The organism is Bifidobacterium castoris, from assembly GCF_003952025.1.
Taxonomy (GTDB): Bacteria; Actinomycetota; Actinomycetes; order Actinomycetales; family Bifidobacteriaceae; genus Bifidobacterium; species Bifidobacterium castoris.
Genome location: NZ_QXGI01000001.1, coordinates 120,756 through 134,312 on the forward strand (window position 1 = coordinate 120,756; position 13,557 = coordinate 134,312).

Consider the following 13,557-nt stretch of genomic DNA (forward strand, 5'->3'; position numbering starts at 1 on the left):
GAAGCCCAAGGCTTCCCTCAGGCGCCGTGCGCATGTTCGCGCACGGCGCCTTTTCTCGTCTCCGGCGGACGCGCGGGGCGCCATGGGTTGACACGGCGTGGCGGCCGCGCCTACGATGTGGACGTCGATGATCGGACGAGGGGAGGGACGGGCATGCAGGGGAAACGACGGCGTCTCGTGCGCGTCGGGCTGACCGGCGGCATCGCCGCGGGCAAAAGCACCGTCGCGGCGCGCATGGCCGCGGACGGCGCCGACGTCATCGATTATGACTTCCTCGCGCATATCCTGCAGGAACCATGCTCACCGGTCATCGCCCCGATCGCCGAGGCCTTCGGGGATGACGTCTTGGATGCGCGCGGCGGCATCGACAGAAAGGCGCTGGCGGACCGTGTGTTCGGCGCGGATGCGCCCAAGGGGGCGCTCGAAACGCTCAACGGCATCATGCATCCGAACGTCTACGAGCTCGCGCGCAACCGCGAACGGAGCATTCTCTCGCGGGGCGCCTGCCATGTCGTCGTCCATGACATCCCACTGCTGGGCGAGGTCATGGAGACGATCCCCTTCGTGTTCGACGTCGTGGTCTGCGTCGTGGCGCCCGAGGACGAGCGCGTGCGCCGGCTCGTCGCCACGCGCGGCATGACGCCGGAGCAGGCGCGTGTGCGCGTCGAGGAACAGGGGAGTGACGCGGCGCGGCTGCGGTACGCCGATGTAGTCATCGACGCGGCGCAGCCGATAGAACAGATGTTCGATTATGTTGATAACCTCGTCGAGACATGGTTCGACGAGGAGTAAGGATCGCGATGGGATTCAACATCGAACGCACGAACAAGCCGTTCGTCGTCAAGTCGCAGTACAAGCCGTCCGGCGACCAGCCGCAGGCGATCGACGAACTCGCCGTGCGCATCGAGAACGGCGAGAACGACGTCGTGCTCATGGGCGCGACCGGTACCGGCAAGACGGCGACGACGGCGTGGCTCATCGAACGGCTGCAGAGGCCGACGCTCATCATCGAGCCGAACAAGACGCTCGCCGCGCAGCTGTGCGCCGAGTTCCGCGAGCTCATGCCCGACAACGCCGTGAGCTACTTCGTCTCGTACTACGACTACTACCAGCCCGAGGCGTACATCCCGCAGACCGACACGTACATCGAGAAGGACTCGAACATCAACGACGACGTCGAGCGTCTGCGTCATGCGGCGACGGCGAACCTGCTCACGCGCCGCGACTGCGTCGTCATCGCGACCGTCTCGTGCATCTACGGCCTGGGCACGCCCGAGGAGTACGCGGGCCGCATGCTGTTCCTCAAACGCGGCCAGCAGATCGACCGCGACCGGCTGCTGCGGCTGTTCGTGGACATGCAGTACAAGCGCAACGACATCGCGTTCACGCGCGGCACCTTCCGCGTGCGCGGCGACACCGTCGAGATCATCCCGGTCTACGAGGAGCTCGCCGTGCGCATCGAGTTCTTCGGCGACGAGATCGACCGCATTTCGATGCTCCATCCACTCACCGGCGACGTCATCGGCGAGCAGGACGAGGTGCACATCTTCCCGGCCTCCCATTACGTCGCGGGCCCCGAACGCATGGAGAAGGCGATCGGGTCGATCCAGCACGAACTCGACGAGCGCGTCGCCGAACTGCGCAGGCAGGGCAAGGAACTCGAGGCGCAGCGCCTGTCGATGCGCACGACCTACGATCTGGAGATGCTCTCGCAGGTGGGCGTGTGCTCCGGCGTCGAGAACTACTCGCGCCATTTCGACGGACGCACGCCCGGCACGCCGCCGCACACGCTGCTCGACTTCTTCCCCGACGACTTCCTGCTCGTCATCGACGAATCCCATGTGACGGTGCCGCAGATCGGCGCGATGTACGAGGGCGACGCGAGCCGCAAGCGCACGCTCGTCGAACACGGCTTCCGCCTGCCGTCGGCGATGGACAACCGGCCGCTCAAATGGCCCGAGTTCCTCGAACGCGTCGGGCAGACCGTCTATCTGTCGGCGACGCCCGGCGACTACGAGCTCGGCCTGTCCGACGGCGTCGTCGAGCAGATCATCCGCCCGACCGGCCTCGTCGACCCGAAGGTCGAGGTGCGTCCCGTCGACGGCCAGATCGACGACCTGCTCGCCGAGATCAAGGAACGGGTGGCCAGGAACGAGCGCGCGCTCGTGACGACATTGACGAAGAAGATGGCCGAGGACCTCACCGACTATCTGCTCGAACGCGGCATCAAGGTCGAGTACCTGCATTCGGACGTCGACACGCTGCGCCGCGTCGAGCTGCTGCGCGAACTGCGCGAGGGCAGGATCGACGTCATCGTCGGCATCAACCTGCTGCGCGAGGGCCTCGACCTGCCCGAGGTCTCGCTCGTCGCGATCCTCGACGCGGACAAGGAGGGGTTCCTGCGCTCCTACCGTTCGCTCATCCAGACGATCGGCCGCGCGGCGCGCAACGTCTCCGGCACCGTCATCATGTACGCGGACGACATGACGGCGGCGATGAGCCGGGCGATAGGGGAGACCGAACGCCGCCGCGAGATCCAGATCGCCTACAACGAGGAGCACGGCATCGACCCCAAGCCGCTCATCAAGAAGATCAGCGACGTCAACGACATGCTCGCCAAGGAGGATGTGGACACGCAGACGCTGCTCGAAGGCGGCTACCGCAACGCGGGCAAGGCCGGCAACACCCATCTGGGCGTCCCCTCGCTCGACCCGCGTCAGGCCGACCGCAGGCACGAGGAGATCCTCAAGGCCGGCCTGCCGGCGCAGGACCTCGCCGACCTCATCCGCCAGCTGTCCGACCAGATGCACACGGCGGCCGAGCAGCTGCAGTTCGAACTCGCCGCGAGGCTGCGCGACGAGATCCGCGACCTGAAGAAGGAGCTGCGCGCGATGACCGAGGCCAAGCGCTGAGCCGTGTCCGCGTCCGGCGCCGGACGCGGGCGGGCGGCGTCGCCGACGCTCCGTAAGCTGGGTGGCTATGGCAGAAACACCCGTCTCCTTCATGATCGGCACGTACGTCGTGCTCGCCGCCTTCTTCATCGTCGACCTGTTCGTCCTGGGACGCCGCCCTCATGTGCCCTCGACGAAGGAATGCGTGCGGCACATCGCGTTCTTCGTCGCGATGGCGCTCGTCTTCGGCGCCCTCATCTGGTGGGTCGCCGGATCCAGGCCGGCGATCGAGTTCTACTCGGGCTGGCTCACCGAATACTCGCTGAGCATCGACAACCTCTTCGTGTTCGTCATCATCATGTCGAACTTCGCGGTGCCCAAGCAGCTGCAGAAGTTCGTGCTGTCCGTCGGCATCACGATCGCGCTCGTGCTGCGCGGCCTGTTCATCCTAGTCGGCGCCGCGCTCGTGCAGCGCTTCACATGGGTGTTCTTCATCTTCGGCGCGTTCCTGATCTACACGGCCGTCAAGGTCGCCCGCGGCGAGGACGACGACGAGGAGTTCCATGAGAACGCGCTCATCCGCATGCTGCGCAGGGTCAGCCACATCACCAACGAATACGACGGCGAGCGGCTGCGCGTCACGAAGGACGGCGTGAAATACTGGACGCCGATGCTGTTCGTGTTCCTGACCATCGGCACGACCGACGTCATGTTCGCCTTCGATTCGATCCCGGCGATCTTCGGCCTGACGAAGGACCCGTTCATCGTCTTCACGTCGAACGTCTTCGCGCTGCTGGGCCTGCAGCAGCTGTACTTCCTGCTTGGCGCGCTGCTCGACAGGCTCGTCTACCTGCCGGTCGGCCTGTCGGTCGTCCTCGGCTTCATCGGCGTCAAGCTCATCCTCGAGGCGCTGCACGGCAACGCGCTGCCGTTCATCAACCACGGGCGGCCGCTGACGATGGTGCCCGAAGTGCCGACATGGATGTCGCTCGCCGTCATCGTGCTCGCGATCGGGCTGTCGGCGCTGTTCAGCGTGCTCAAGATGCGCAGCCTCGCCAGGCGGAGGGGACGCTGAGCGGTGTTATCGCTCACAAGAAAAATCGTCCCCCAGCGCAACACGCGGCGCCGGGTGTTGTAAGCTTGTACCGGCGTTCGGGCTTCGTCCCGAAAAGTAATCACAAAGAATAGGTAGGCATCCATGCGCAAAGCAAAGATCGTAGATACCATCGGTCCAGCCACTGAATCCCTTGAGAACCTCACCGCCATCGTCGAGGCGGGAATGGACGTCGCGCGTCTCAACCGTTCGCACGGCACGCCGGAGGACCACCTGCGCGTCTACAACAACGTGCGCGAGGCCTCGAAGACGACCGGCCGTAACGTCGCGGTCCTCGTCGACCTGCAGGGCCCGAAGATCCGCTGCGGCTGGTTCAAGAAGAACGCCGACGGCGAGGACAAGGTCCTGCTCAAGGAGGGCCAGGAGTTCATCATCACGACCGACGACGTCGAGGGCGACGAGCACATCACGTCCACGACCTTCAAGGGGCTGCCGGGCGACTGCCACCCCGGCGACCCGATCCTCATCGACGACGGCAAGGTCCGCCTCGAGGTGACCAAGGTCGAGGGCAACAACGTCTACACGAAGGTCATCGTGGCCGGACCGGTCTCGAGCCACAAGGGCATCAACCTGCCGGGCGTCGCCGTCTCGCTGCCGGCGCTCACCGAGAAGGACGAGCAGGACCTGCGCTGGGCGATTCGCACCGGCGCCGACATCATCGCGATGTCCTTCGTCCGCTTCGCCACCGACATCGACCGCGCCCATGAGATCATGGACGAGGAGGGCCGCCGCATCCCAATCGTCGCGAAGATCGAGAAGCCGCAGGCCGTCGAGAACCTCGAGGACATCGTCAAGGTCTTCGACGGCATCATGGTCGCCCGCGGCGACATGGCCGTCGAGATGCCGTTCGAGGAGGTGCCGCTCGTCACGAAGCGCTGCATCGAGCTGTCCCGCCAGTACGCGAAGCCGGTCATCGTCGCCACCGAGGTCCTCGGTTCGATGGTGCATTCCCCGGTGCCGTCGCGCGCCGAGGCCTCCGACTGCGCGAACGCCGTCCTCGACGGCGCCGACGCGACGATGACCTCGAACGAGACGGCCGTCGGCGAATATCCGACCGAGACCGTCAGGACGATGGCCCGCATCTCCGGCTATGCGACCGAGCACGGCTTCGACCGCATCCCCAAGCTCAAGGACCTCGACATGTCGAGCACCGGCGCCGTCTCCTCGGCCGCCGTCGATCTCGCCGAGAAGCTCAACGCGAAGGCGATCGTCGCCTACACGCAGACCGGTTCGACCGTCCATCGCGTCTCGCGCGAGCGTCCGGCCACGCCGATTTACGGCCTGACGACGAACGAGCACACCTACCACTGGCTCGCGCTCAGCTGGGGCACCGAGGGCATCCTGCTCGACGAGGACTACCACGACATGTCCCGCAAGGACCTGATGACCTTCACCGACAAGACGCTGCGCGCGGCCGGCAAGGTCTCCAACGGCGACAAGATCGTCGTCCTGAGCTCCGCGCAGGGCGATCATCAGCCGGGCCGCACCGACTCGATCTACGTCCACACCGTCGGCGCCTGCGACTGACGTACGGCATGAACGGCGCGTCGTTCCGCGTCGGTCCTTGCGAAGGCCGCCCGGGGCATCCGTCCCCGGGCGGCCTTCGCCGTCCCTGCGTGTCGCCCCGCGCGTCCGTTATGGTATAGTTGAACTTCGTCGCGCCGCGACGCCCCTGTATCCCAATTGGTAGAGGAGACAGCCTCAAAATCTGTACAGTGTGGGTTCGAGTCCCACCGGGGGCACCAGTCATTAAGGACCGGCAATCGTTGACATTCCAGCGATTGCCGGTCCTTGTCGTTTCCGGACGCATGCCGGTTTGGACACGTTTTGGCCACGAAACAAATCAGAGCAGCCTCTGGACGCGTTCGTCGACACGCGCGGACATGCCGCGGGTCCTCGTCGGACAGATCCGCATGCACATCGAGCGTCATGGCGGCCCTCTTATGCCCCGACATCCGTTGCAGGGCCTTGACGTTCGCGCCGCTGCCCACCGCGATGCTCGCGGCCGTAGGCCGCAGGCCATGGCACGTCATGCGCTCTAGCCCCGCACATCCCAGCGCCCGCGACCGCCAGCCCCACGACGGCGACGACGACTGCCGCCTCAACGGGCGCCCGCCCGGCTCCGCGAATACGGGCATGTCGGGATCATGGGGGAGCGAGGCCATCAGACGGAGCATGAGGCTCGCCGGCATGGGCACGTCACGTCACTCCCAGCTCTTGGGCAGCCCCCCGCATCCTCCCTCGCCACTTCGGTGATGGCGCGGCGAATGTGGAGCACGCCACGCTCCATATCCACGTCGCGGACGCGCAGATCGTCCTCCTCGCCGCGACCCACCGCAGGCCGCACGACCCGAGGGGGAGCGGGAGCAAGTCCGTGTGGGCCGCTCCAGCCTGCCAATGCGACGAGCCGCTCGTCAAGATAAGGGCCGTCCCCTTGGCCGGGATGTGCAGCGTTCCATGCATCGATCGTCTCCGCCTCCCATGAGCGAGAACACGGCGGCGATGACCGCGCAGCCGAGCGCGACCAACGACGGCCAATCACGCGCTCGCGGCCGTGCCGAGGGCGAGAACACCGCGCCCACTGCCGGACTCGCACCCCATGATGCCTTTCGTTCGTCAGCTACGATTATGTTCGACCACGTTTGATTTGTCTTGACAGGGAGCGTCAAATGTATGATGAACCTTGCGGATCGGCGATAAGAATACCACGGGTGTCCTTCCCCTCACGGGGACAGCCGATCTTCAGTTTTCCCATCCATCCGCCATGGGCGCCAAATAGGACGCCCGCCTCGTCTTTGATACACACTGTTGCAGTGCCCCGGCCTTGCCGACACGATCGTACGCTGCAACGCCCATAGGCCATGGTCGGCAATCTGCGATCCAGCGCTCGAATCCGAATCCCATATATGCGCGAACACCGCGATATGCTCCTGATTCAATTGCCGCCGCACATCCTCGACGGCTTCCTTCACCTCGCGCTCCCGACGACTGAGGTTGATTCCGGCGGCCACCAGATGCACCACGATGTCGCCCCTGCCGTCCCATACGCTTTCTATGACGCTTCAGGCATGGCGGAAAGCGTGTATTTGCAGAGCCACAGGTCGCCGCGGGACTTCACGTATTCATAGGCGTTGCACTTCGCCATGAATGTCGCACAGAACTTCACATCCATGCCACGAATGCACTCGAAAAACGCCCTTTTGGCATCGGTGCTGTCATGCGACGCATGGAACCCGCTCCATGCGCCGGTGCGACAGGCGCGCACGCGAAGCGTGTCCATGATCGCCTGACCATGGACACGCTTCGAACACGGCGCTTCCAAACGCGAAATACGGCGTGCTGCCCGGATCGTAACCAGGGGTGCCGGTCTCATCCAGATAGCACCAATGCTCTAATTTCACGGTTTTGCCGTCTAACATCGTGTCTTCTTGTTTACACGGCCGAACCTGGATTGTCATCCAGGCGCTCGCGGAACGTCTCGACCGCCCACGGCATCACGTTGAGCTTCCCCGCCATGCCGATCGTATCGCCCTCATACATCGATTCCGCATATGCGTCTGTCGAGAATTCGATGGCGTCCGGGATATGCTTCATACCGGCCTTCGCCACCCATGCGAAATCCGGTCCGATGACGCTGAGCCGCTTTCCGCCGCTCTTGCGTTTCCAGAAGGCCGAGGCGAACGGGCCGGCGAGTAATATCCTTGTGGCGGTCACGATCGATGCCCAGAGCGGACTTGTGCAAACACCGAACTCAATCGTCAGGACGCTTCCGTCGAGGCCCACCCGTGAACAGTAGCATTTCGCCTCCACGTTGCCCATGATGATGCCCTCCGCTGAGGGCGCCACAACTGCCTGCGCCACGACCTCCCCCCGCCCTCATGGGCGGGGCGGCCCCGCGACGATACGAGACCAAAACTCCCCACGGCGGATCCTCGTACGAGATCCGCCCCCACCCGATGGCGATGCGCTCCACTACGACGCCGAGCTGCGCAACCCGTTCGTTCGTCGCCACACACGCGACATATACCCCTATACAGGAGGGAGCCCCTCCTGCGCTCGCGGTATCGGCGGCAAGAATGCATGACGGGCTGACACTGACAGCGAGGCGCCCTCTTGTGAAGACGACCCCGGGCCGACCGGGCTTGAGGTCGTTTGACCCGGCCCGTCGTCGGCAGGAGAGACCACCGGCCCTCTCCCGGAGAGCGGCGGGACAGCCGCTCGCGACTATCCCGAAAGCTCCCCGTCGTCGCCCATCGCATGCCATGTCACAAGGATAAACGTCTGAATAATCCGGCACGTCGCGGAACCACGGCCGCCGGCATCGGCGAACACCAAACAGCGACAGGCACAGCCACGGCCATCGCGAAGAAAGCAGCCGACTGCCCGCACGGCGCATCACGGCCGAGACGCAGCACATTCGACCCGCCCACACCGCGCGACGACCGCACCATCGAAGACATGACAGCAAGCCCCGGCACACGAAGCCCATCCACCAGCGAGCAAACCAAGCCTACGGCGACAAGACCTGCCGGCGATGAAGAAGATGCTCACAGTCACCCAGAACAATGACAAGACCGACGCTTCGACCCACCGAACACATCAGCAATCCCGCGACAAACGAGTCCGAGAACCGCGGGGACGCGCGCCCCGAACGCGCCCAGCCGAAATACCTCCCCGCTCCAGATCGACGACGTCGGCACCTATGCGCGCACCATCGGCATCCACCCGCACACGCAAAAGAAGCACATGCCCGTTCGAGCCGACGTCCATCCACTCCGGACGGCGTACCGGCTGAAGGACGCACCCGATGCGGCCGCCGAAGCGCGCGGCGCGGCGCTCGCGGGCGTGTAGGGGGGGAGTCCCGCCGACCTTGCGGCGGCTGCGGAACGATGAGCGGACTGCGATATGGAGGTCGTCACAGCCGATCCAGCCCCCCGTCCAGCGGCCTTGAGTCAATATGTGCCCGTTGCCAAAGGTCGATTGGATGGGGGATGGTGGAACGCGTGGCGATCCTCCGAGTGTTTTCGTCTGTGCGGGAAGTCGCCGATGCCCGCCGTATACAATGGCACCAGTGTGTTGTTCGTACTCGAAAGGAGCATCCCAATGGGCAAGGAGACATATCGCCGCTTCGATCCGTGGCGTGTGGCGCCGGTCGTTGAGGAGTCGCGCAAGACCGTGTTGGGCGGCCATTACTTCACGGTGGACCAGGTGTCCTATGATTCGCGCGATATCGGCCACTTCGACCGCTACATCCTGCACAAGAACAACGGCGACTCGGTCGGCGTCATCGGTCTGACCGACGATGGCCTGATCCCGCTCATCGAGCAGTACCGCGTCGCCGTGCACCGCTGGACGTTGGAGATCCCGGCCGGGCATGCGATCAAGGCGGGGGAGCGTCCGACGGACGTGGCGCAGCGCAAACTCGTCGAGGAGGTCGGCTATACGGCGTCCCATCTGACGCAGTTCTGCCGCTTCATCAACACGCCGAGCTATTCGACGCAGTACACCGCGCTGTTCTTCGCGTCCGGCCTCACGCCGGCATCGCCCCAGGAGGCGCCCGAGGAGCTGCGCTCGTCGGTGCGGTACTTCACGCCCGAGGAGGCGCACAAGATGGTGCTCAACGGCACGATCCTCGATGCGAAGTCGATCATCGCGATCCAGCGCGTCTACGAGTCGCCGAACCACATGGTCCAGAACTGACTCGATTCCGCGCAGGCGTGCCGTTCCGGACGTGCCATGACCTGCGCTATACTGCATAAGGACCACTGCGCGCCGTCGTCTTCGGCGCCAAGCGAAAGAGACATGGGACGGATGACTGTACAGGATATGGACAAAGAACACGAAGAAGAGGTCCTCACCGAGGAGGAGCTGGACACGCTCGCCGTTGACGGCGACGCGGCGAGCAATGCCGAACAGGACGAGGAGAAGAGGACGGAGGGGCGCAAGCCCACCGTCGTCGTCGCCGAGGACGAATCGGTCAACCGCATGGACCTCGTCGCGATGCTCGAGGACAACGGCTATGACGTCGTCGGCCAGGCCGCGAACGGCGAGGAGGCGATTGCGCTGACGCGTGAGTTCAAGCCGGACGTGGTGTGCATGGACGTCAAGATGCCCCATATGGACGGCATCACGGCGGCGGGCGTCATCTGCGACGAGAACATCGCGCCGGTCGTCATGCTCACCGCCTTCTCGCAGATCGACCTTGTCAAGCAGGCGATCGGCGCGGGCGCGATGGCCTATGTGACCAAGCCGTACGAGGAGTCGAAGCTGCTGCCGGCGTTGGCGGTGGCAATGGGCCGTTTCGCCGAGATCAACGAACTGCTCGACAGCGTCGAACGCAACGAAAACGAGCTCAAGGACACGCAGGAGAAGCTCAAGGACGCCGAGGAGAAGCTCAAGAAGGCGCAGGACACGCTTGAGGAACGCAAGCTCGTCGACCGTGCGAAGGGCCTGCTCATGGACAAGGCGAACTTCACCGAGCAGGGCGCGTTCCGTTGGATCCAGAAGACGTCGATGGATCAGCGCATCCCGAAGAAGCGCCTCGCCCAGGCCATCATCGAGAAATACGGCGAGGACGATCAGGACAACGACTGATCGCACGCCCACGGACAGATCGCGGGTGCGCGATCCCGCATCGGGATCGTGCACCCGCGACGTCGTTTCGCGGCGCTTCGCGCCACCCATCCCACTCAACCCCAAGCATGATCGGACACCCATGGACCCCTCAACAACCCCGCGCCCAACGCTGCTCGTCGTCGACGGCCATTCGCTCGCCTTCCGTGCGTTCTACGCGCTGCCCGTCGACAACTTCAGCACGGAGGACGGTCAGGCCACGAACGCCGTATATGGCTTCCTGACGATGCTCTCCCAAGTCATCGAAGCCGAAAAGCCCGATCGCGTCGGCATCGCCTTCGACGTCAAGGGGGGCACTTTCCGCAACGAACTGCTCACCGAATACAAAGGCACGCGCGAAGCGGCTCCCGAGGAGCTGCTCAGCCAGCTGCCGCTCATCCAGCAGGCGCTGACCGCGCTCGGCGTGCGCTGGATCGAAAAGACAGGTTACGAAGGCGATGACGTCATCGCCACGCTCGCGACGATGGGCGAGCGCGACGGCTGCCGCGTCCTCGTCCTGTCCGGAGACCGCGACGCCTTCCAGCTCATCGACGACGACGTGACCGTGCTCTACCCGGGCTACCACTTCAAGGACCTCAAACACATGGATTCCGCAGCCGTCGAAGCCAAGTACCACGTGACGCCGCGGCAATACCCCGACCTCGCCGCGCTGCGCGGCGAGACCTCGGACAACATCCCCGGCGTGCCCGGCGTCGGCGACGGCTTCGCCGCGAAATGGATCAACCAGTACGGCGGCCTCGACGCCATCATCGAACACGCCGACGAGATCGGCGGGAAGAAAGGCGAAGCGCTGCGTGAGAACCTCGATCAGGTCCGTCTCAACCGCCGTGTCAACGCGCTCGTGCGCGATCTCGATCTCGGTGTGACGATCGACGACCTCGGCTACGGGCATGTCGACGCCGATCTCACCGAACGGCTCTTCGGCGAGCTGCAGTTCGGCGAACGCACCCGCACGAAACTGCTCGCGTCCTTCAACACGGCGCCGGATGCCTTGGGTGGCCAGGGGCAGCCGGCGATCCCCGCAATCGTCGAACCGCTCGTCGACACGCTCACCGATGTCGCGTCCCTGCGCATGTGGATTGAACAATACTGCCCGCCGGCCGACGCGACCGGAGACGGACCCGACCGCAGCCTCGACGTCATCGCCGAATACGATCGGCAGAGTACGCAATGCGCCGACGCCGTGCGCCGTTCATGGACGCTGTACGTCGACGGCGACGCCAAACCGGGCCACGCCGAAGCGCGCATGGCCGCCATCATGGCCGGCGCGCACGCCGTCGCCTTCGACCCGGCCGACCCGCGCTACCACGACACGCTGCGCGCGTTGCTCGACACCCACGCGGGCAGCCTGAGCGTGCACGGCTTCAAGGAACTTCTGCATATGCTCGCCGCCGCCGACCTGAGCTGCCCGGCCGTCCTGTTCGATACGAACCTCGGCGGTTACCTCATCGACCCCGACTTCCAAGGCGGCGGTCTCGAGGAATGCGCCGCCCACTTCCTCGACATCCACATCGACGAACGCGCCGGTGGGCCGAGCCAAGGCACCCTCGGCTTCGAAGACGACGACCAGGACGAGGATCCGGTCCAACGCTGCATCGACCACGCGGCCGTTGTCGCCGCACTTGCGCGCCGTCTGGCCCCCGAGCTCGAGCGGCGTGAGCAGTATCCGTTGCTGCGCGACATCGAACTGCCTACCTCGCGCGTGCTGTTCCATATGGAGCGCATAGGCGCGAGCGTCGACCGCGTACGCCTCGACGAACTGCATGCGCAATTCGCCGACGAGTCGGCGCGGATGGAGACGATCGCCGAACGTGCAGCCGGCCGCAGCCTCAACCTGCAGAGCCCCAAGCAGCTCGGCGTCGTCCTGTTCGAGGAGATGGGACTGAAGCCCACGAAGAAGACGAGAAAGGGATCGTACACGACGAACGCCGCCGCGCTGCAGATGCTGTACTCGACAAGCGAGGAGGGGTCGAAGGCGAACGAGTTCCTCGGCGCGCTGCTGAGGCACCGCGAGACGAACAAGCTCAAGCAGATCGTCGAGACGCTTATCGATGCGATCGACCCGAAGGACGGCCGCATCCATACGACCTTCACGCAGACGGTCACGGCGACGGGACGTCTGAGCTCGGTCGACCCGAATCTGCAGAACATCCCCAACCGCAACGCCGCCGGACGCGAGATCCGCTCTGGGTTCGTGCCGGGTGGGGGATTCGTCGACCTGCTCAGCGCCGACTACTCGCAGGTCGAACTGCGCATCATGGCCGACCTGTCCGGCGACGAGGCGCTCATCGAGGCCTTCAGGGCGGGCGCCGACTTCCACCGCTACGTCGCCAGCCTCGTCTTCGGCATACCGGTCGACGAGGTCACGCCGGATGAGCGCGCCCGCGTCAAGGCGATGAGCTACGGCCTGGCCTACGGACTGAGCACCTATGGTCTGTCCAAGCAGCTCGGCATCCCGAACAGCGAGGCGACGACGCTGCGCGACCGGTATTTCGAGACCTTCGGCAAGGTGCACGACTATCTCGAGTCGCTTGTCGCGAACGCGCGGCGCACCGGCTACACCGAGACGATCTTCGGGCGCAGACGCTATTTCCCGGATCTCAATTCGCCGAACCGGCAGCGTCGCGACGCCGCCGAACGCGGCGCGCTCAACGCGCCGATCCAAGGATCGGCCGCCGACATCATGAAGATCGCGATGGTCCGCGCCGATCGCGCGCTGCGCGGCGCGAAGCTCACGAGCCGCGTCGTGCTGCAGATCCATGACGAACTCGTCGTCGAACTCGCCGCCGGCGAGGTGGAGGAGGTGACTGCGCTCGTCAAGGATGCGATGGAGCATGCCGTCGACCTTGCGGTCCCGCTCGACGTCTCCACCGGAGTCGGCACCGATTGGCAGCGCGCCGCCCACTGACCCCAGACGTT

10 protein-coding genes, 1 tRNA gene and 1 pseudogene are annotated in these 13,557 nt (G+C 65.1%); 8 read left to right on the forward strand and 4 right to left on the reverse strand.

Annotated features, from left to right (window positions below; all coding sequences use genetic code 11):
* The first annotated feature begins 153 nt into the window (after positions 1–153).
* The 5 genes from coaE to D2E22_RS00525 all read left to right on the forward strand — a co-directional run bounded on the left by coaE (position 154) and on the right by D2E22_RS00525 (position 5,750).
* On the forward strand, positions 154–792 hold the full coding sequence (coaE, locus tag D2E22_RS00505; RefSeq protein WP_126031178.1) for a dephospho-CoA kinase: 639 nt from the start codon (positions 154–156) through the stop codon (positions 790–792).
* 8 nt (positions 793–800) lie between these two features.
* Complete coding sequence (gene uvrB / locus D2E22_RS00510; RefSeq protein ID WP_126031179.1) at positions 801–2,912, forward strand: excinuclease ABC subunit UvrB; 2,112 nt, start codon at positions 801–803, stop codon at positions 2,910–2,912.
* A gap of 67 nt (positions 2,913–2,979) precedes the next feature.
* Positions 2,980–3,966, forward strand: coding sequence for a TerC family protein (locus tag D2E22_RS00515; protein WP_126031180.1), 987 nt, complete (start codon positions 2,980–2,982; stop codon positions 3,964–3,966).
* A gap of 123 nt (positions 3,967–4,089) precedes the next feature.
* A complete protein-coding gene (gene pyk, locus D2E22_RS00520) occupies positions 4,090–5,532 on the forward strand; it encodes a pyruvate kinase (RefSeq protein ID WP_095613692.1) in 1,443 nt (480 codons plus the stop codon).
* Positions 5,533–5,673: 141 nt separating this feature from the next.
* Positions 5,674–5,750 (forward strand) — tRNA-Leu (locus D2E22_RS00525).
* Positions 5,751–5,933: 183 nt separating this feature from the next.
* On the opposite strand, the pseudogene D2E22_RS10930 reads toward D2E22_RS00525, so the two are convergent.
* The 4 genes and pseudogenes from D2E22_RS10930 to D2E22_RS00545 all read right to left on the reverse strand — a co-directional run.
* Positions 5,934–6,197 (reverse strand): annotated as a pseudogene (locus D2E22_RS10930) (tyrosine-type recombinase/integrase); the annotation flags it as partial.
* A 531-nt stretch (positions 6,198–6,728) separates the two neighbouring features.
* On the reverse strand, positions 6,729–7,028 hold the full coding sequence (locus D2E22_RS00535; protein ID WP_126031181.1) for a hypothetical protein: 300 nt from the start codon (positions 7,026–7,028) through the stop codon (positions 6,729–6,731).
* A 29-nt stretch (positions 7,029–7,057) separates the two neighbouring features.
* Complete coding sequence (locus D2E22_RS00540; protein ID WP_126031182.1) at positions 7,058–7,285, reverse strand: hypothetical protein; 228 nt, start codon at positions 7,283–7,285, stop codon at positions 7,058–7,060.
* 152 nt (positions 7,286–7,437) lie between these two features.
* A complete protein-coding gene (locus D2E22_RS00545; RefSeq protein ID WP_126031183.1) occupies positions 7,438–7,866 on the reverse strand; it encodes a hypothetical protein in 429 nt (142 codons plus the stop codon).
* Positions 7,867–9,108: 1,242 nt separating this feature from the next.
* On the opposite strand from D2E22_RS00545, the gene D2E22_RS00550 reads away from it, so the two are divergent.
* The 3 genes from D2E22_RS00550 to polA all read left to right on the forward strand — a co-directional run bounded on the left by D2E22_RS00550 (position 9,109) and on the right by polA (position 13,546).
* Entirely contained in the window at positions 9,109–9,705 is a 597-nt protein-coding gene (locus D2E22_RS00550; RefSeq protein ID WP_126031184.1) for an NUDIX domain-containing protein, read from the forward strand.
* Positions 9,706–9,831: 126 nt separating this feature from the next.
* Entirely contained in the window at positions 9,832–10,599 is a 768-nt protein-coding gene (locus D2E22_RS00555) for an ANTAR domain-containing response regulator (RefSeq protein ID WP_164518350.1), read from the forward strand.
* A gap of 121 nt (positions 10,600–10,720) precedes the next feature.
* On the forward strand, positions 10,721–13,546 hold the full coding sequence (gene polA / locus D2E22_RS00560; RefSeq protein WP_126031186.1) for a DNA polymerase I: 2,826 nt from the start codon (positions 10,721–10,723) through the stop codon (positions 13,544–13,546).
* Positions 13,547–13,557 lie beyond the last annotated feature (11 nt).

Bases quoted from the DNA above. Each gene is read 5' to 3' on its own strand.
- coaE (WP_126031178.1), top strand. From the start codon at position 154: ATGCAGGGGAAACGACGGCGTCTCGTGCGCGTCGGGCTGACCGGCGGC.
- uvrB (WP_126031179.1), top strand. From the start codon at position 801: ATGGGATTCAACATCGAACGCACGAACAAGCCGTTCGTCGTCAAGTCG.
- D2E22_RS00515 (WP_126031180.1), top strand. From the start codon at position 2,980: ATGGCAGAAACACCCGTCTCCTTCATGATCGGCACGTACGTCGTGCTC.
- pyk (WP_095613692.1), top strand. From the start codon at position 4,090: ATGCGCAAAGCAAAGATCGTAGATACCATCGGTCCAGCCACTGAATCC.
- D2E22_RS00540 (WP_126031182.1), bottom strand. From the start codon at position 7,285: ATGGACACGCTTCGCGTGCGCGCCTGTCGCACCGGCGCATGGAGCGGG.
- D2E22_RS00550 (WP_126031184.1), top strand. From the start codon at position 9,109: ATGGGCAAGGAGACATATCGCCGCTTCGATCCGTGGCGTGTGGCGCCG.
- D2E22_RS00555 (WP_164518350.1), top strand. From the start codon at position 9,832: ATGGACAAAGAACACGAAGAAGAGGTCCTCACCGAGGAGGAGCTGGAC.
- polA (WP_126031186.1), top strand. From the start codon at position 10,721: ATGGACCCCTCAACAACCCCGCGCCCAACGCTGCTCGTCGTCGACGGC.